We start from the raw sequence: 18716 nt of genomic DNA on the forward strand, positions 1-18716 counted from the left end.
CGAAGTGGGCGCCCTTTCGGGCCCGTCCGGCGATCGAGGGCGGTACCGGACCGGTTGGGCCCGAGGCGCGGGTGCCGGGAGGAACGCTTCCGGTCACAGCTCCACGCGCAACTCCTTCAGGCCCCTGATCACATAGCCCGGGTTCCACTCCGGCTCGGACGCCAGTCGCATCCGGGGCGCCCGGCGCAACAACTCACCGAAGGACGCGGCGAGTTCGACCCGAGCGAGTGGAGCGCCCAGGCAGAAGTGGATGCCCGCACCGAAGGTGATGTGCGGGTTCTCCCGCCGGGACAGGTCCAGCGTGTCCGGGTCCGCGAAGCGCGCCGGGTCGCGGTTGGCGGAGCCGAAGAGCAGGGCCACCTCGGAGCCACGCGGAATGACCGTGCCGTCGATCTCGATGTCGTCGAGGACCCAGCGCTCGAACATCTGCAACGGAGTGTCGTACCGCATCAACTCCTCCACGGCCGTGGGCAGCAACCCGTGGTCGGCGCGGAGGGCCGCCAGCTGCTCGGGATGACGCAGCAGCGTCCACCAGCCGTTCACGGTGGTGTTGACCGTCGCCTCGTGGCCCGCGTTCAGCAGCAGCACACACGTGGAGATCATCTCCTGCTCGCTGAGCCGCTCCCCTTCGTCGTGCGCGGCGATGAGCGCGGAGATCAGATCCGTACCGGGGTTCTTGCGGCGCTCCGCGATCAGCTCCCGCAGATACGCGGAGAAGTCCACCGAGGCGCGGACTGCGGCGCTCGCGGTCTCCTCGGACGGATTCAGCTCGAACATTCCGCAGATCGCCGCCGACCAGGGCCGCAACGCCCCGCGATCGGACTCGGGGATGCCGAGCATCTCGGCGATGACGGCGACGGGCAGCGGTTCCGCGACCGCGGCGAGCAGGTCGCCGCCGCCCGCACCCACAAAGCTGTCGACCAGCTCGGCGGCGAGCCGCTGCACCGTCGGGACGAGCTGCTCGACCGTGCGCGGCGTGAACGCCTTCGAGACCAGGCGCCGGATCCGGGTGTGGTCGGGGGCCTCCAGGTCGAGAATTCCCTGCCCGTTGAGGGTGGTGAAGGGCTCGTGCGCGGCCGGCGGGGGCGTACGGCCGAACTCCTCGTGCGTGAAGCGGTGCAGATACGTCCGGCCCAGGCGCCGGTCCCGCAGCAGCGCGGACACATCCGCGTAGTGCGGAACGAGCCACTGGTTCGTGGGCTCGAACCGGTGCACCCGGCCGGCGGCCCGCAGCGCGGTGTACGCGGGGTACGGGTCGGCGACGAACGCCGGTGACCAGGGGTCGAACGTAGCGGTGGCGGCGGGCTGCGGAGACGGGTGCATAAACTGACGCTAACCGGACCGGCCGGTTTAGTCACGGGCGGCCCTCAAGGGGAGCAGGAGGTCAGGAGGGGGTGACCAGGCGGGCCTCGTACGCGAACACCGCGGCCTGCGTGCGGTCCCGCAGCCCGAGCTTCACCAGGATCCGGCTCACATGCGTCTTGATGGTGGACTCGGCGACCACCAGATGCGAGGCGATCTCCGCGTTCGACAACCCCTGCGCGATGAGGACGAGCACCTCCGTCTCGCGCTCCGTCAGATCGCCGATCTGAGCCAGCGCGGGTGGCCGCGGGGCTCCGGCGAGCCGCGAGAACTCGGTGATCAGCCGCTTGGTGACGGTCGGCGCCAGCAGCGCTTCCCCGGCCGCCACCACTCGCACACCATCGGCGAGTTGACGCGCGGAGGCGTCCTTCAGCAGGAACCCGGACGCCCCGGCACGCAGCGCCTGGTACACGTACTCGTCGAGGTCGAACGTCGTCAGCACCAGCACCTTGGCGGCCGCGTCGTTGGCGACGATCTCGCGGGTCGCCTCGATGCCGCCCAGCTCCGGCATCCGGATGTCCATCAGGACCACGTCGGGCCGGAGCGCCGCCGCCTGGGCGATGGCCTGCCGGCCGTCGACCGCCTCACCGACGACCTCGATGCCCGGCATCGCACCCAGGAGCACCGAGAAGCCCTCGCGGACCATCATCTGGTCGTCGACGATCAGGACACGGATGTCGTTCATGAGGTCTCGCTCTGCGTCGGTTCCTGGGCCAGGGGTACGGGGATGAACGCGGTGATCTCGTAACCACCGTCCGCGGCCGGCTCGGCGGTCATCTCGCCGTTCAGCATCGCGACCCGTTCCCTCATCCCCGTGATCCCGTGCCCGGCACCCTGCGACGGTTTCACCGGACCGGTCGGCGGCCCGTTGACGACCCTCAGCCCCAGCCCGCCCAGCACATAACCGATCTCGACCTTGGCGGTGGCGCCCGGGGCGTGCCGCAACGTGTTGCTGAGGGCTTCCTGGATGATCCGGTACGCCGACAGCTCAACGCCCTGCGGCAGTTCACGTACCGCGCCGGTGATCGTCTTCTCGGCCACCAGTCCGGCGTCGGCCACGTTGGCGAGCAGTCCGTCGAGTGCGGCGAGGGTGGGCTGCGGTGCGTCCGGCGCCCGGTAGTCCTCGGCCCGTACGACGCCGAGCACCCGGCGCAGTTCGGTGAGGGCGGCGACGGCGTTCTCCCGGATGGTGACGAAGGCCTGCTCCAGCTCGGGGGGTGGGTTCTCCACCCGGTACGGCGCCGCCTCGGCCTGGATCGCGACGACCGACATGTGGTGGGCGACCACGTCGTGCAGCTCACGGGCGATGGTGGTGCGCTCCTCCAGCAGCGTGCGCCGGTCGCGTTCCACGGCGGTGACGGTGCGCTGCACGGTCACCTCACGCTCCGCTTCCCGGCGGGTCTGCACGACGGTCACCACGAGCAGAGCGAACGCCGAGGTCACGGCCATGGGCGCGGTGGTCGTGGAGTAATGCCAGCCGATGCTCTCCATGACGGTGCCGAGCAGCACGGTCAGGACCCACATCCAGGCTGCGGTACGGGGCCGGGTCCGGGCGGCGACCACGACGAGCACCACCAGATGAGCGAGGAACATGCTCGGCGCCCACGGCCAGTCATTGCCGCCGATGACGGCTGCCACCGGGGTGAGCCCCATCGACATCCAGAACGCGCCGACCGGCCGGACCAGGGTCATCACGACGGGTATCGCCGGGAGCAGCCCGATCACGATGATCTCGATCCCGGACCAGGCCCCGGAGCCGTCCGCCACGGTGAGGCCGACGAGGACCGTGATCAGCGCGGCCAGCCCGACCAGCGCGTGCGGCGCCCAGCCGGCCCGCGCGCGCATCCGCTCGGGCACCAGCCGGGTCAGCGCCCGGCCGGCCCGCATCGGCGCCAGCGGACGGTAGGCGAACGCATCATGGAAGAGGTCCTGCCGCAGGCCGCCTATCGCCCCTGCGGCCAGCCGGAACTCGGGACTTCTGGTCTTGGTGGTCTCGGTCACGCTCTCACGGTAGGTGGCGCGGCGCGCGACGTCGTCAGCAGTGATGTGGATCCTGCGGCATCCGTCGCAAGGACTACTCGGACCCACCCGGGCGGACCGGTCACGGCCGGGAGCGCCGCCACCGGACGACCCCGGGACCGCCTGTCACCACGCCAGCTGCGCAATCTCCTCCGCCACCACCGCACACGCATCCGCCGCCGGATCGATCAACGGAAAGTGCCCGACCTCCTCCAGCAGCGTCAGCCCCACCGTCTCCCCGGCCTTCGCCGCCGCGTCGACGAACGCCTCCGCGACCGCCTGCGGCACCGTGAGGTCGGTGCGTCCCTGCACCAGCACCGTGGCGATTCCCGTCGGCAGCAGGGCAGCCGGGTCGGCGTACGGGCTCCTGGCCGCGAAGTCCTCTTCCCTGCCGAGCAGTTGACCCACCGCACCGGAGCAGACATCCAGCTTCACCGCCGTGGTGAAGTCGGCGATCGGCGCCAGGGCGACAACGCCGCGCAGCGGCGGCGCCGCGGGAAGCCGCCACGGCGACCCTTCCGGGAGTACGTGCCGGGCCGCTGCCCACAACGCCAGGTGACCGCCCGCGGAGTGACCGGTGACGACGAGCCGCCGCGCATCGGCCTCCGGCAGTTCGCGGGCCAGCAGTGCGGGCAGCGCGTCCATCGCCGCGGCGACGTCGTCGAGGGTCTCGGGCCAACAGCCCGCCACCGCACCGGAACCGCGCTGCTGCGGGATCTCGCTGCCGCGCCGGTACTCGACATTGGCGACGGCGAACCCACGCCGGGCCAGGAAGTCCGCGAGCGGCGACACATGCTGCCGGTCGTACGGCGCCCGCCACGCACCGCCGTGCAGGACGACCACGACGGGCGCCCCGGCCCGCCCGTCGCGCGGGGCGTAGAAGTCGATCACCTGGTCGGGGTGGGTGCCGTAGGCGGCGGTGGTGTCGGGGGCGACAGCCGGATGCGAGAACGCCGACTCGGTCTCGACTGCGTCCCGATCACGCGCGGCGGAATCCGACATGCTGCTCCAACCATCCGACAGAGGTGCCCAACTGGCCTGACCAGCGGGGACGGTATCAGCACAGGGCACCGCGTCCCCACGGGGATTGACCGTGGGGACGCGGCAGGCGTCACGCCCCGCCGAGCGGCCCGCTCACCACCTCACCCAGCACCCGCGCAGCCCGCTCCACATCCGCGAACCCCACGTACAACGGCGTGAACCCGAACCGCAGCACATCCGGTCGCCGCAGATCCCCGACCACGCCCCGGGCGATGAGCGCACGCATCGCCGGCTCGGCGACCGCCGCGTCCACACACCGCAACGACACCTGGCTGCCGCGCTCCCCGTGCGCCCCCGGGGTGACCGAGACGACCACGCCCTCCGGCACATACGCCCCGACGCACTCCAGGAAGAAGTCCGTCAGCGCCAGCGACTTGGCCCGTACCGCCTCGACCGGCACCCCGTCCCACACGTCCAGCGCCGCTTCGAGCGCCAGCATGGACAGGATGTCGGGGGTTCCGACCCGGCCGCGGACGGAACCGTCCGCCGGAGCGTAGCCCGGCGCCATCGCGAACGGGTCGGCATGCGAGGTCCACCCCGGAAGCGGCGAGTCGAAGGCCGCCTGGTGCCGCTCGGCGACGTACAGATAGGCGGGCGAACCGGGCCCGCCGTTGAGGTACTTGTACGTGCAGCCGACTGCCAGGTCCACCCCGTGCGCGTCGAGCCCGACCGGCAGCGCGCCCGCGCTGTGGCACAGGTCCCAGACCGCGAGCCCGCCCGCCGCGTGCACGGCGGCGGTGAGACCGGGCAGGTCGTGCAGCCGGCCGGTGCGGAAGTCGACGTGGTTGAGCAGGACGACCGCGGTACGGGGGCCGACCGCACCCGGCACGTCCGCCGGGGCGACGGGGACGAGCCGGTGCCCGGTCATCCGGGCGGCGGACTCGGCGATGTAGCCGTCCGTGGGAAACGTCGTCGCGTCGACCAGGATCTCGTCGCGTCCCTCGGGCGCCAGCCTGCTCGCGGCGACGACGGCCTTGAAGACGTTCACGCTCGTCGAATCGCCCACCACGATCTGCCCGGCGGCGGCCCCGACGAGCGGGGCGATCCGGTCGCCGATCCGCTCGGGCGCGGTCCACCAGCCGCTCTCGTCCCACGACCGGATGCGCAGCTCACCCCACTCGCGGGTGAGGACCTCCTGCATCCGGGCGGGTACGTGCCGGGGCAGCGCCCCCAGCGAGTTGCCGTCGAGATACACGGTGTCGTCGAGGGTGAACAGCTTCCGCAGATCGCCGAGTTCGTCGGCGGCGTCAAGTGCCGCGGCCCGCGCGGCGAAGGTCTCAGACATGGCTGCGCGCCGTCCACAGCTCCGGGAACACGTTCTTCGTGGCACGTTTCTCCAGCCACGCGACCCCGGCGGATCCGCCGGTGCCGGTCTTCGAGCCCATCGCGCGCCGGGTGGCGACGAGATGGTCGTTGCGCCAGCGCCACACCAGCTCACCGACGTCGGTGAGCGCCTCGCCGAGCCGGACGAGCTCGTCGTGCCGCTCGGGGTCCGCGTAGATCTCCGCCCAGACGGCCTCGACCTCGGGGGACGGCTCGTACTTCTGCGTCAGGTCCCGGCCCAGCACGGCCTGCGGTACGGCGTGCCCGCGCCGGGCGAGCAGAGCGAGCACCTCGTCGTACAGACCCGGTTCGGCGAGCGCCTTCTCCAGTTCGGCGTGGACGCGGGGTGCACCCCGGTGCGGTACGAGCATGGACGCGGACTTGTCGCCGAGCAGGAACTCCATCCGCCGGTACATCGCCGACTGGAAGCCGGAGCCCTCGCCGAGTGCGCCACGGTAGGAGTTGAACTGGGCGGGGGTGAGCTGGGCGAGCGGCGTCCAGGACGCGTTGAGCGCCTCGAGTTCCCGCACCGACCGCTTCAGCGCATCGCGTGCGACCGGCAGCCGGTCCTCGCGGAGGGCGAGCGCCGCGGTCTCCCACTCATGGACGATGACCGTGAACCACAGCTCCATGACCTGAGTGGTGACCAGGAAGACCATCTCGCCCGGATCGTCGGAGCGGAGGTGCTGGAGGTGGGTCAGGACATCCGCCTGGACATAGTCCTCGTACGGAGTCGTTCCCGCGAAGTCCAGGTACGGGGTGTCCGCACCGGTGGCTTCGGGGTCGGGGTGGATCGTCGACATTGCTGTCTCCTCGACACGAGCTTCCGGGTAGCGGTCCGCCCCTTCCATGAGGTGATGGAGCTCCGGTCCCCTGTCCGCATCCTAAGCGGAGCCCCGCGAAAGGAGCAGGCCCCGCAGACAGCGAATACGTCTGCGGGACCGTGAACAGGGCGTATGCGCCCGCTATCCCAGGATCTCGGCGGCGGTCGGCGACGAGTCGCGGAGGAACGTCGAGCAGCGCTCGTACTCCTCCTGCTCACCGATCGACTGCGCGGCGCGCGCCAGGGCGTGCAGGGCGCGCAGGAAACCACGGTTCGGCTCGTGCTCGAACGGTACGGGCCCGTGGCCCTTCCAGCCGGCCCTGCGGAGCGCGTCGAGGCCGCGGTGGTAGCCGGTGCGGGCATAGGCGTACGACTCGATGACGCGGCCGCCCTCGAACGCCTCGTCGGCGAGCTGCGCCCAGGCCAGGGAGGAGGTCGGGTACTTCGCGGCGACATCGGCGGGGGCCGTGCCGTTCGCGAGCAGCTCGCGCGGCTCCGGGTCGTCGGGCAGGTGAGTCGGGGGAGGCCCCCCGAGCAGGTTCTCGTGGATGGACATGGGTTCAAGTGTGCCTGGCACATGCGCGTCGGGGGTAGCCGGGCGCCCCGAGCGGTCAGGTCCGGCCCGGCTCCCCGTTCTCGTCCCGCGCGGGCTCCAGGGGAGGTGCCACCACACCGCAGTGCACGGTGCATTCCGGACGCGCCCTGCCCTTCCGGGCCGCAGGCGGTGTCCGTACGGTCGCCCAGGCGATCGCCGCGCCCAGCACCATCAGCCCGGCACACATCGGCATGGCCCGCCGGAAGGTCGCGGCGAACTCACCGGCGTCGCGGTACGCCTCGGGCCCCATCCCGGCGAGCAGCGGCAGCGCGGCCACGGCGATCAGGCCGGCGGCGCGGGCGGCGGCGTTGTTGATCCCGCTGGCCAGCCCGGCGCGCGCGGTGTCGACGGAGGCCAGGACGGTCGCGGTGAGTGGCGCCACCAGGGTGACCAGGCCGAGGCCGAGCACGGCGACGGCGGGCAGCACGTGCTGGACGTACGCGGAGACGGAGGCGTCGCCGGGCCCCACCCGCAGCATGAGCAGCATCCCGGCGGCGGCCAGCAGCGGCCCGACGGTGAGCGGGATACGGGGGCCGATGCGCTGCGCCAGCTCGCCCGACGAGGCGGAGAAGAGCAGCATCAGCACCGTGCTCGGGAGGAGGGCGGTCCCGGCCCCGAGCGCGGAGTACCCGGCCACGACCTGGAGCTGAATGGCGGAGAGGAAGAAATAACCGCCGAGCGCCGCGTACACGCAGAGTGTGACGACATTGACGGCGGTGAACAGGCGGGACTCGAACACCGACGGCGGCAGCATGGGGTTCGCCCGCCGCCGCTCCACCTGCACGAACGCCACCCCGAGCAGCACTCCGCCCACGGCGGCCCCGATCACCGCAGCGGACGCCCCCTGCCGGGGAGCCTCGATCAACGCGTACGTCACGAGAGCCAGAGCCAGCGCGCCGAGCACGGCCCCCAGAACATCGAAGCGCCCGTGCGCGTGCGGGTCCCGCGACTCCGGTACGTGGCGCAGCGCGACCGGCACACAGATCACGGCGACCGGCACATTGATCAGAAACACCCACCGCCACCCCGGCCCGTCGACGAGCCACCCCCCGACGAACGGCCCGATCGCGGCCCCCACCCCACCGAAGCCGGACCACAGCCCGACCGCGCGCGCCCGGTCGTCCGGGTGAAAACTGGCCTGGATCAACGCCAGCGACCCGGGCGTGAGGAGCGCCCCGCCCACCCCCTGCAGGGCCCGGGCCCCAATCAGCACGCCGGCATTCGGCGCGACGCCGCACAGCAGCGAGGCGGCAGCGAACCACACCACCCCCACGACGAACACCCGCCGCCGCCCGTACCGGTCCCCGAGTGCCCCACCGAGCAGGATCAGCCCGGCAAGGGTCAGCATGTAGGCGTTGACGGTCCACTGGAGAGCGGCCAGATCGGTGCCGAGGTCCTTGCCGATACGGGGCAGGGCGACGTTGACCACGGTGGAGTCGAGCATGGCCATGGCGGACCCGAGGACGGTGGTCAGAACGACCCAGCGCCCGGGTGCGGAGGCGGCACGGATCTGACCGACGGGTGTCTCGACCATGCGAGCAGCATCCCCGGTCCGGCGGGAGGCGGCCAGTCCGGCACGGGCACCTGCCGGTCCCGGATCAGCCCCTCGACGCCCGCACCGACCCCACCGCCCGGATCAGCCCCTCGACGCCCGCACCGACCCCAGCGCCCGGATCAGCGCCTCGACGCCCGCCTCCACCTTGCTGCGCGGGCACCCGACGTTCAGACGCAGGAAGCCCTCCGCGCCGTACACCGCCCCCGGCATGATCGCGACCTTCTCGCGTTCGATCAGCACCCGCTGCAGCGCCTCGTCGTCCACACCCAGCGGGCGCAGGTCGATCCACGCCAGGTAGCCGGCCTGCGGCGGTTCCCAGGACAGCTCGGGAAAGGCCGTGTTCAGGCGTTCCGCGACCAGCGCCAGGTTGTCGGAGACGTACGCCCGGACCGCGTCCAGCCACTCCCCGCCCTCCCGGTACGCGGCTATGTGGGCGGTCAGCGACAGGACCGCCGGGGAGGCGAGCCCCTCGGCCGTCTCCATGCGCCGCAGGAACTCCGTCCGGTCCGCCGGGTCACCGATGATGCCGTACGAGCCGGTCAGCGCCGGGAAGTTGAAGGACTTCGAGGCGGACGAGATCACCGCCCACCGGCCCCCGCCCGCACCTGCCACGCGCGCCCACGGCACATGCCGATGGCCCTCGTGCACGAAGTCCGCGTGGATCTCGTCGCTGATCACCGCGACCCCGTGGCGCGCCGCCAGCGCCGCCGTCTCGACGAGCTCCGGCTCCGTCCACACCCGGCCGGTCGGGTTGTGCGGCGAGCACAGCACCAGCACCTTCGCGTCGGGGCGCGCCAGCTCCCGCTCCAGCGCCTCCGTGTCGCCCACCGGCACGCCTCGCAGCTCCCGGCCGAGACCGGTGATCGCCTTGCGGAAGCCGTCGTACGTGGGGGTGTGGACGACGACGCCGTCGCCCTGCGCCGTCCACATCTGGAGGAGCTGCGAAAGCTGGCTGAGCACCGACGGGGCGTAGACCAGCCGGCCGGTGTCCAGCTCGGTGCCGTACCGGGTCCCGTACCAGTGCGCTATCGCCGACCGGAAGTCGTCGTGCTGCCAGCTGGTGTAGCCGAGGACGCCGTGGTCGAGGCGGGTCCGCAGCGCGGTCAGCACCTCCGGCGCGGTCTCGAAGTCCATGTCGGAAATGGTGAACGGGAGGAGCCCGTCGACCCCGAACCGGTCGGCGACTCCGTCCCACTGGACACACCAGGTGCCCCTGCGGTCGACGACGGTGTCGAAGTCATAGCGTGCGCTCGCCTGCACCAGTGCTCCTTCTGCTCGTTCGCGGACGTGCCGTGGGCCCGGCACCCCCAAGGAGTACCGGGCCCACGGCCGCCGTTCGTACCTACTGCTACTTCAGCTTCGTGCCGGTGGACCGCAGGTTGGCGCAGGCCTCCGTGACACGCTTGGCCATGCCCGCCTCGGCGGACTTGCCCCAGCTGCGCGGGTCGTAGACCTTCTTGTTGCCGACCTCGCCGTCGACCTTCAGCACACCGTCGTAGTTGCGGAACACGTGGTCCACGATCGGGCGGGTGAAGGCGTACTGGGTGTCGGTGTCGAGGTTCATCTTCACGACGCCGTTCTCCAGCGCGGTGGCGATCTCCTGCTCGGTGGAGCCGGAGCCACCGTGGAAGACAAAATCGAAGGGCTGGCTACCAGCTGTCTTGCCGTACTTGGCGCTGACGCCCTCCTGGAGGTCCTTCAGCAGCTCGGGACGGAGCACGACGTTGCCCGGCTTGTAGACGCCGTGCACATTGCCGAAGGACGCGGCCAGCAGGTACCGGCCCTTCTCGCCCAGACCGAGCGCCTCGGCGGTACGCAGCGCGTCGTCGACAGTGGTGTACAGCTCGTCGTTGATCTCGTGCGTGACACCGTCCTCCTCGCCACCGGTCGGGGTGATCTCGACCTCAAGAATGATCTTGGCGGCGGCGGCCTTGGCCAGCAGCTCCTCGCCGATGGCCAGGTTGTCGGCGAGGGTCTCGGCCGAGCCGTCCCACATGTGGGACTGGAACAGCGGGTTCAGGCCCTTGGCGACGCGCTCGGCGGAGATGGCGAGCAGCGGACGTACGTAGCCGTCCAGCTTGTCCTTGGGGCAGTGGTCGGTGTGCAGCGCGACGTTGATGTCGTACTTGGCGGCGACGATGTGCGCGAACTCGGCGAGGGCAACGGCGCCCGTGACCATGTCCTTGTTGTGCTGGCCGCCCAGGAACTCCGCCCCACCGGTGGAGATCTGGACGATGCCGTCGCTCTCCGCCTCCGCGAAGCCGCGCAGTGCAGCGTGCAGGGTCTGGGTCGACGTCACATTGATGGCCGGGTAGGCGAACTTGCCTGCCTTCGCCCGGTCGAGCATCTCGGCGTAGACCTCGGGGGTTGCGATGGGCATCTGTCCGCTCCTTGGGATGTGCGGGTGTGCGTTGCTGGTTCCCTGACCTGGGGGCGACGTCATCGTCGCCCCCATCTTCCCAGACTCTCGCTTCGGCTCCACTCGGCGGACTCCCTCAACGTTCGGGCCGGGCCGCTGGAGGCATACGACGAGGGCGGACGGTTTCACGTGAAACCGTCCGCCCTCGAAGAAAACGCAGGTCAGGCCAGGTCGAGGTCCGACACCGTGTAGGCGTGGATGTACGGGAGACCCGCCTCGGCAATGGCCGGAGCCGCACCCCGCTCCACGATCGTGGCCACAGCGACGACCTCGCCACCGGCCTCGCGCACCGCCTCCACAGCCGTCAGCGGCGAACCGCCGGTCGTCGAGGTGTCCTCGACCACCAGGCAGCGGCGGCCCTTCACGTCCGTGCCCTCGATCCGGCGCTGCATCCCGTGCGCCTTCTGCGCCTTGCGGACGACGAACGCGTCCATCCGCCCCCCGCGCGCTGCGGCAGCGTGCAGCATCGATGTGGCGACCGGGTCGGCGCCCAGCGTCAGACCGCCCACGCAGTCGTAGTCGAGCTCGGCGGTCACGTCCAGCATGACCTGACCGACCATCGGAGCAGCCTCGCCGTCCAGCGTGATGCGGCGCAGGTCGATGTACCAGTCGGCCTCAAGACCCGAGGAGAGGGTCACCTTGCCGTGTACCACGGCCTTGTCCTTGATCTGCTGGAGCAGCTCAGCACGTACGTCAGTCATGGCTACGAGCTTAAGGCCGCCCGCCTCACAGCCTGCGCCAGCTCCAGGTCGTCACGATCTCCAGCGGGTCGATCGGGGTGACATAGTGCGGCGCGGTGTTCAGTCCGTTCGGCGGACCCGATTGCGGCTCCACACAGACCGCCTCGTCCTGCTCGTCGTAGACGACGACCCACTCGGTCCGGCTCTTCACCTTCAGTTCCAGTTGCTGCGGCCAGGTGAGCGTCACGTCGACCCCGTCGGGCATCCCGAAGCAGTCGTCCCACGGGCCGGGCAGCGGCGGGATCCGGCGGCCGGTCGGCAGATGGTTCTCGCCCCGCTCCTCCTGCCAGGCGGCGTCGAAGCCGATCTGCACATCGTCACCGCCGGTTCCGAGGTTGCGCAGGAACCAGGGATGCCAGCCGGCCTGTGCGGGGAACGAGTCCCCGTACGTCTCGATGCCGAACGCGAGCGTGAGCGAGTCCTCGGCCAGTTCGAAGGTCTGGGTGACGCGGCCCGGATACGGCCACGGCTCGGCCAGGTCGTAGTAGAACGCGGCGTCGGTCCCGCCCTCCTCCTTCGCCGTGAGCCACGTGGCGTCACGGCCGGTGCCGTGGATGGCGTGCGGCGGGGAGTTCAGCGGCAGCTGATGGAGCACATCGCCGTTGTGGAACCGGCCGTTCTCGGTCCGCCCGCACCACGGCACCATGGGGAAACAGCCGTACCGCTCCCCCTGCCGCAGCAGTTCGGTGCCCCCGATCCGGAGGCTGCTGATGCGGCAGCCATTGGCGGGATCCACGGTCAACTCGGCGTCGCCGACGGACAGCCGGACGTTCTTCTCACTACTGCTCACACGACGACACTACTGGCGCCGCTACCTCCGCCGCCGCAGCGCCCGGCCGATGACGACCGCGGAGGCGAGCGCGAGGGCGGCCGCCGGGGCCACCCAGCGCAGGGTGGCGCCGGCGGTGGTCGACTCGGGCGACGGCACGGGGGCGTACCGGCCGCGCGGCGGCGCGTGGTCGACCTCCTCCGCGCTGCGCCCGATCATGGTCCGGCGCGCGTGCGCGGCCTCGGCGGGCGGCCCCTCGGGGGCGGGGAACCCCACGTCCGCACGGGGGTCGAGCGAGGGCGGCGGGGGTGTCCGGTCGGAGGATGCCTCGGCAGGGGGCGTGCCGTCGGACGGCGCCTCGGCGGAGGGTGCCTCCTCGGACTGCGATTCGCCGGACGGCCCCTCGTCGGACGGTGCGGAGGCGGCGGGCACTCCGCCGGACGCCGCCCCCTCGGGCTGGTCGCCCCCGCCGTGCGTCGCCAATGTCTCGGTCACCAGCTGCTGCGTGAAGCGGTCCAGCAGTCGGTACGCCGCCGCCAGCGCCGTCTCCGGTTCCAGCTCCACGATGCGGCCCTCGCCGCCCGCCGTGCCCGTGAACGCGATCGTCGTACCGCCGTCCGTCTCCGTCAGGCGGATCGTCAGTCCGAGCTTCGCCGAGCCGGTGCCCCGCGCCTCCACACCCTCACCGGTGACGGAAACCCCTGCCCCGTCCGGCAGCGCGGTCGGTGTCAGCGTGCCGCGGTACGTGATCGTGTGGCCGCCGATCCGGACCTTGAGCCGGCCGGCCAGGGGGCCCGCGGACACGTCGGCGTCCTGCTGGAGGCCCGGCACGCAGCGGGCGACACGGGCGGAGTCGCCCAGCGTCCGCAGCAGGGACGGGACCGGAACCGGAACGAACACCTCATGCTCCATGGAAACCGAGCCTACTCAGGCACGGCCGCCCCGTCAGCGCTTCCGCACCCGGAAGAGACGGGATCTCCCCCGGAGCGACACACCTCCGATCCCCCGGACCAGGCGTGCCCTCTCGCGCCCTCACGGCTCCTCCCAGTACCGCGGATGCACGAGCGTCGACGGCACCTGGCCCCGCATCCGTCGGCTCTCCGCGTACCGGGCCGCCCGCGCCAGCTCCCTTTCCGAGAGGAACCGAAGTTTCGGCGGACGTGGAGGCAGGTGAAGGGCCGGAGGTCTCGCGCCCGGGCGGGCGAGGACGAAGCCCCAGTCGGGGCGGCCCTGCGCAGCGTCCGTCATGCGGTCCGGGCCCGCCGCGAAGCCGGACGGACGGCCGAGGATGCGGTACGGGCGGGTCCGCAGGCCCGCCGCTCTCATGGACGCCTCGACCGTCCAGAACGTCCGGGGCCGGACGACGGGCGGGCCCGCGTGCACCACCAGCCGCCCGCCCGGCGCGAGGGCTTCGGTGACCAGGCCGTAGAACTCCGCCGAGTACAGCTTCGTGCTCGCCGTGATCCCGGGGTCCGGCAGGTCGGAGATCACCACGTCGTAGCCGCCGTGCGACGCCTCCCGCAGCCAGTTGAACGCGTCCGCGGTGACGGCGGTCAGCCGTGGATCGCGGTACGCGTGCGCGTTCAGCGCGGAGAGGGCGGGGTCGGTACGGGCCAGTCGGGTGACGCCGCGGTCGAGCTCGACGACCGTGACGCTCCGCACGTCCGGGTAGCGCAGCACCTCGCGGGCGGCCAGGCCGTCGCCCCCACCCAGGATCAGCACCCGGGCATGGCGCCCGTTCATCGCCGGATGGACCAGCGCCTCGTGGTACCGGTACTCGTCGCGGGCGCTGACCCGCAGCCGCCCGTCCAGGAAGAGGTCCAGTGAACTGCGACCGGCCCCGGTGAGGACGACCTCCTGCACGTCGGTCCGTACGGCGACCCGCACCTGGTCCCCGTACACCGCACGCCGTGCCACCCGCTCGAAGTCGTCGACCAGCACCGTGGCGGCGGCCAGCAGGGCGATCACCGTCACGTCGGCGACGATCAGCAGCCACCGGGACCGCCGGGTCAGGTCCCGCCGGAACACCCACAGCACCAGCGCCCCGCCCGCCGCCGCGTTGACCATGCCGGTGAGCAGCGCCCCGGTGAGCTGGCCGAGGGCCGGCAGCAGGAGGAAGGGGAAGGCCAGTCCGCCGACCAGCGCACCCACGTAGTCGGCGGCGAACAGATCCGCGACCGTCCCGCCCGCGTCCTGCCGGTCGACGCGCTGGATCAGCGTCATCAGCAGCGGGATCTCCGCGCCGATCAGGATGCCTATGGCGAGCGAGAACCCGACCAGCGCGAAGCGTGACTCCCCCATCCACGCGAACGACGCGTAGAGCACGAGTGCCGAGCAGCCGCCGATCAGTGCGAGAGCCGCCTCGATCAGCCCGAAACCCACAGCGGCATGGCTGCGCAAACGTTTCGCGAGCAGCGAGCCGATCCCCATCGCGAAGACCATCACGGAGAGCACGACGGACGCCTGGGTGACGGAGTCGCCGGTCAAGTAGGAGGCGAGAGCGACCAGTTCGAGCTCGTAGACCAGTCCGCAGGCGGCGCAGACGAAGACCGCGACCAGCACGAGGAACCGACCGGTCCGCGGTCGCACGGGAAGACGCGGCGCACTCCCTCGCCACGACACCTGCACCTGCTGGTCGATCATGATGCGAACGCTACGTCACGAGGGCGTCGCTGCTTGTCACCCACAAGGGTGCAAGTGCCGTGCACGCAACCGCGTTGAGGCGATTCAGAGCGCAACCACCGGCGTCCGCACTCCCACCCTGGTGCGGGTCACCACCAACTGCCCCTCCTGCGGGTACGCGTGCCAGGTGCGCCATCCGACCTGGCCCTCCGACCGCTGCGCGAGCATGGCGGTGAAGGCGTGCGGGCTGCCGGGGAACGTACCCGCGAGGCCGTGCGGATGGTCGGTCACCAGCGCGAGGAGCTCCTGCGCACGCCCGGCGAAGGAGCCCGCGGAGAGCGTCTCGACGCGCGCCGCGAATTCGTACTCCCAGTCACCGAGCCGCTTGGCGACGCCGAGCGGCAGCGGCGTGGAGCTGCCGGGGATGCAGGCGACCGTTTCGGAACAGGTACCGCCGTCCTCTTCGAGAAGCACCTGGTGGGAGGCGCCGAGCAGGCGCAGCTGCAATTGGGCCCCGCCGAGCTCGAGGTCGAGCACGGCCAGGGCCGGGAGCGGTTCACGCCCCAGCGCCCAGGCCAAGTCGGCAGCACGGGTATCGGAATAGGACGTCTGGAGGGTCGTGAGCATGGGTCGGCTCCGCAAAACACGCATGGACACATGGACAGGGGACGCCCCCGTAACGACGCACGTGGGGGGTGGGGAACGCCCGATCAGGTCCAACTGGGGCCCGAGGGCTGAATGTTCTCTCCACCGAGGGAATCATGAAGTACGCCGCGTCCACAGCGTTTTTGCCCAACTTGACGTGGTTTCCATCCCCTCGGGGGCCCGACGGTTCAACTGTTCACCGCCAACGCGCCGCACGGCTCAACAAAAAGGTGCCCGGCGGGAGTTCACCCGCCGAGCACCTTCACCACGCGGACCAGCTGCCCCGTGTCAGCTGCCTCCGCCGCATCCGCCCCCGCCGCCGCACGAAGAACCGCCGCCGCACGAGGAGCCCCCGCCGCACGAGTGACCACCGGAGTGGCCGCCGCTTCCGCAGGACGAGCCGCCGCCGTCGCCGCCGCCGGCCCACCAGCCGCCACCGGCGGCCGCGCCACCGCCCGAGCCCCTGCCCGCGCGGCGCCGCCCGCTGCGCACCCGCCCCGACCTCCGGTTGGCCGCCGCCAGCAGCAGCACCACGACGAACCCGACGACCACGACCCCGATCAGCACACCAGGAAAGTTCTCCATCGACCTCACGTCCTTCCGTCCCCCGAAGCGAGGCCCCCCGCTTCACACCGCTTCTCGCGTGAGTGGGGGATGCCCTCGGCCCCCCGGAGCCAAAGCAGACTTGAGCAACTCCAGAGCTTCGGCCCAGGATGGCGGGCATGACACAGGGACGACCGCTGCTCAACCGCCGCCTCGCCGAGTTCGGCACGACGATCTTCGCGGAGATGTCGGCGCTGGCCGTACGGACCGGCTCCATCAACCTCGGCCAGGGCTTCCCCGACACCGACGGCCCCGAAGAGATCCGGGAGGCCGCGGTCCGCGCGCTGCGCGCCGGGCACGGCAACCAGTACCCGCCGGGCCCCGGCGTCCCGGAACTGCGCACCGCGATCGCCGACCACCAGCAGCGGAGGTACGGACTCGCGTACGACCCCGACTCCGAGGTCCTCGTCACGGCGGGCGCCACCGAGGCCATCGCCGCCGCCCTGCTCGCCCTGGTGGAACCCGGCGACGAGGTCATCGCCCTGGAGCCGTACTACGACTCCTACGCCGCGTGCATCGCCATGGCCGGCGGCACCCGCGTCCCGGTCACCCTGCACCCGGACGCGGACAGCGGTACGTACCGGCTCGACCTCGACGAGCTGCGCGCCGCCGTCACCTCCCGCACCCGGCTGATCCTCCTCAACACCCCGCACAATCCGACCGGCACCGTCCTGACCCGCGAGGAGCTGGCGGCGATCGCCGCACTCGCCTGCGAGCGGGACCTCCTCGTCGTCACCGACGAGGTGTACGAGCATCTGGTCTTCGAGGGCACCCACATGCCGGTCGCGGGCTTCCCGGGCATGCGGGAGCGGACCGTGACCATCGGCTCCGCGGGCAAGACCTTCTCCTTCACCGGGTGGAAGGTCGGCTGGGTGACCGCGGCCCCGGAGCTGGTGGCGGCGGTCCGCTCGGCGAAGCAGTTCCTGACCTACGTCTCCGCGGGCCCGTTCCAGTACGCGGTCGCCGAGGCGCTGCGCCTGCCCGACAGCTACTTCGACGGGCTGCGCGCGGATCTGCGGGCCAAGCGGGACCTGCTGAGCGCCGGGCTGACCGAGGCCGGATTCGAGGTCTACCGGCCTGCCGGGACGTACTTCGTCACCACCGACATCCGTCCGCTCGGCGGCGAGACCGACGGATTCGCGTTCTGCCGCGCGCTGCCCGAGCGGTGCGGGGTCGTCGCCATCCCCAACGCGGTCTTCTACGACCATCAGGAGGCGGGCCGCAGCAAGGTCCGGTTCGCCTTCTGCAAGCGGGAGGACGTGCTGCGCGAGGCCGTCGCGCGACTCAAGGGACTCTGAGCGACGGCCCGTCCTGCGCCGTCCGTCCGGCTCCGGCTTCTTCGGGTCCGAGCCGCGCTCCCTGCTGCCCGCGTTCCCGCTGCCACTGCCGTCGGCGCACACCCCGACAAAAAAGCCGGCCGAGGACGGCGGTCGTGGTGACCGCCGCCCCGGCCGGGCTGTCGTGCTACGGGACGTTTCTGCTGACGCCGTCCCGCCGGCGCCGTCAACGGCTGTGCGCTCAGGCGCTCGGCGCGTCCGAGGCGTCGCCCGGCTCCTTGTCGGCCGGCTCCAGCCCCAGACGCTCCCGCAGCCACTTGTCGAACTCGATCGAGGCCCGCACCCAGCTGACCGTCGACGAGACGAAGTGCTCCAGGCTGACGCCCGTACCGATGAGCATCTGCGCCTCACCGATCAGACGGACCGAGGTCTCGGTGTCCTCGGCGCCCTCCTCGGCCTCGTGGGTGTGGGTGTAGACCTTGGGCCACAGGGTGCGGCGGTTCCAGTCGTCGATCGCGTCGAGGAGGACCGGGCGCTGGTCGGCGGCGTGCGGGCGGTCGTAGAACGTACGGACCGAGAAGACCTGCTGCTCGTCCTCGCCACGGAACATGAAGTACGTGCGGAAGTCCTCCCACGGCGCCGCGAGGTCACCCTCGTCGTCGACGACGTACTTCAGCTCCATCTGGTCGAGAAGCTGCTTGACGAGGTCCTGGTCAGGGACGACGGGGCCCTCCGGTCCTGCCGCCTGCGGTTCGGGCTGGCCCCCGAAATTCGGAATCGAGGACGGGTCGATGCTCACCGTGAATTTCCCTTCGTACGGTTGGCGCCATCCTCTCCCATCGCAGGCGGGGAATGGCAACCCCCGACTGCTCCGATCAGCTACCGGCTGACATGATCCCGCCTCTCGGGGAGGGGGTCCGGGA

18 protein-coding genes are annotated in these 18716 nt (G+C 71.5%); 1 reads left to right on the forward strand and 17 read right to left on the reverse strand.

Annotated elements, in window-relative coordinates; translation table 11 throughout:
* Positions 1 to 93 precede the first annotated feature (93 nt).
* From ACFU8W_RS04770 to ACFU8W_RS04845, 16 genes are all read right to left on the reverse strand, one after another.
* Positions 94 to 1323: a cytochrome P450 gene (locus tag ACFU8W_RS04770; protein ID WP_384032292.1), complete on the reverse strand. Its 1230-nt coding sequence runs from the start codon at positions 1321 to 1323 to the stop codon at positions 94 to 96.
* 61 nt (positions 1324 to 1384) lie between these two features.
* A complete protein-coding gene (locus ACFU8W_RS04775; RefSeq protein WP_345517379.1) occupies positions 1385 to 2047 on the reverse strand; it encodes a response regulator transcription factor in 663 nt (220 codons plus the stop codon).
* Entirely contained in the window at positions 2044 to 3363 is a 1320-nt protein-coding gene (locus ACFU8W_RS04780; RefSeq protein WP_384032294.1) for a sensor histidine kinase, read from the reverse strand. The genes ACFU8W_RS04775 and ACFU8W_RS04780 overlap by 4 nt, the downstream gene beginning before the upstream one ends.
* A 144-nt stretch (positions 3364 to 3507) precedes the next feature.
* Positions 3508 to 4383, reverse strand: a complete 876-nt coding sequence (locus ACFU8W_RS04785; RefSeq protein ID WP_384032296.1) for an alpha/beta hydrolase — start codon at positions 4381 to 4383, stop codon at positions 3508 to 3510.
* A gap of 109 nt (positions 4384 to 4492) precedes the next feature.
* Positions 4493 to 5707: a kynureninase gene (gene kynU, locus ACFU8W_RS04790; protein ID WP_345517377.1), complete on the reverse strand. Its 1215-nt coding sequence runs from the start codon at positions 5705 to 5707 to the stop codon at positions 4493 to 4495.
* On the reverse strand, positions 5700 to 6548 hold the full coding sequence (locus tag ACFU8W_RS04795) for a tryptophan 2,3-dioxygenase family protein (protein ID WP_345517376.1): 849 nt from the start codon (positions 6546 to 6548) through the stop codon (positions 5700 to 5702). Before ACFU8W_RS04795 ends, kynU begins: the two co-directional genes overlap by 8 nt.
* Positions 6549 to 6710: 162 nt before the next feature.
* Positions 6711 to 7124 carry a DUF3151 domain-containing protein gene (locus ACFU8W_RS04800; protein ID WP_030977723.1) on the reverse strand — a complete coding sequence of 138 codons (414 nt, stop codon included), beginning with the start codon at positions 7122 to 7124 and terminating at the stop codon, positions 6711 to 6713.
* A 55-nt stretch (positions 7125 to 7179) separates the two neighbouring features.
* Positions 7180 to 8697 carry an MFS transporter gene (locus ACFU8W_RS04805; RefSeq protein ID WP_384032299.1) on the reverse strand — a complete coding sequence of 506 codons (1518 nt, stop codon included), beginning with the start codon at positions 8695 to 8697 and terminating at the stop codon, positions 7180 to 7182.
* A 102-nt stretch (positions 8698 to 8799) separates the two neighbouring features.
* Positions 8800 to 9978 (reverse strand): MalY/PatB family protein, encoded by a 1179-nt coding sequence (locus ACFU8W_RS04810; protein ID WP_384032301.1) that lies wholly within the window; start codon positions 9976 to 9978, stop codon positions 8800 to 8802.
* 88 nt (positions 9979 to 10066) lie between these two features.
* Positions 10067 to 11098 (reverse strand): class II fructose-bisphosphate aldolase, encoded by a 1032-nt coding sequence (fbaA, locus tag ACFU8W_RS04815; RefSeq protein ID WP_345517372.1) that lies wholly within the window; start codon positions 11096 to 11098, stop codon positions 10067 to 10069.
* A 200-nt stretch (positions 11099 to 11298) separates the two neighbouring features.
* The gene (gene pyrE, locus ACFU8W_RS04820) at positions 11299 to 11838 is read right to left on the reverse strand and encodes an orotate phosphoribosyltransferase (protein WP_345517371.1); all 540 of its coding nucleotides are present in this window, start codon (positions 11836 to 11838) and stop codon (positions 11299 to 11301) included.
* A 25-nt stretch (positions 11839 to 11863) separates the two neighbouring features.
* Positions 11864 to 12667, reverse strand: a complete 804-nt coding sequence (locus tag ACFU8W_RS04825; RefSeq protein ID WP_384032304.1) for an aldose 1-epimerase — start codon at positions 12665 to 12667, stop codon at positions 11864 to 11866.
* Positions 12668 to 12688: 21 nt separating this feature from the next.
* Complete coding sequence (locus ACFU8W_RS04830) at positions 12689 to 13558, reverse strand: SRPBCC domain-containing protein (RefSeq protein ID WP_384032307.1); 870 nt, start codon at positions 13556 to 13558, stop codon at positions 12689 to 12691.
* Between the two features lie 120 nt (positions 13559 to 13678).
* Complete coding sequence (locus tag ACFU8W_RS04835) at positions 13679 to 15289, reverse strand: polyamine aminopropyltransferase (protein ID WP_384032309.1); 1611 nt, start codon at positions 15287 to 15289, stop codon at positions 13679 to 13681.
* A gap of 84 nt (positions 15290 to 15373) precedes the next feature.
* Positions 15374 to 15895 (reverse strand): DUF2617 family protein, encoded by a 522-nt coding sequence (locus ACFU8W_RS04840; RefSeq protein ID WP_345517367.1) that lies wholly within the window; start codon positions 15893 to 15895, stop codon positions 15374 to 15376.
* Positions 15896 to 16201: 306 nt separating this feature from the next.
* Positions 16202 to 16498 carry a hypothetical protein gene (locus ACFU8W_RS04845; RefSeq protein WP_384032311.1) on the reverse strand — a complete coding sequence of 99 codons (297 nt, stop codon included), beginning with the start codon at positions 16496 to 16498 and terminating at the stop codon, positions 16202 to 16204.
* 137 nt (positions 16499 to 16635) lie between these two features.
* Between ACFU8W_RS04845 and ACFU8W_RS04850 the strand changes: the two genes are divergently transcribed.
* Positions 16636 to 17814, forward strand: a complete 1179-nt coding sequence (locus ACFU8W_RS04850; RefSeq protein ID WP_384032313.1) for a pyridoxal phosphate-dependent aminotransferase — start codon at positions 16636 to 16638, stop codon at positions 17812 to 17814.
* A gap of 220 nt (positions 17815 to 18034) precedes the next feature.
* On the opposite strand, the gene ACFU8W_RS04855 is transcribed toward ACFU8W_RS04850, so the two are convergent.
* A complete protein-coding gene (locus ACFU8W_RS04855) occupies positions 18035 to 18592 on the reverse strand; it encodes a YbjN domain-containing protein (RefSeq protein ID WP_345517364.1) in 558 nt (185 codons plus the stop codon).
* Positions 18593 to 18716 lie beyond the last annotated feature (124 nt).

Origin of the sequence: Streptomyces sp. NPDC057565 (assembly GCF_042801455.1) — a bacterium.
GTDB lineage: Bacteria > Actinomycetota > Actinomycetes > Streptomycetales > Streptomycetaceae > Streptomyces > Streptomyces yanii.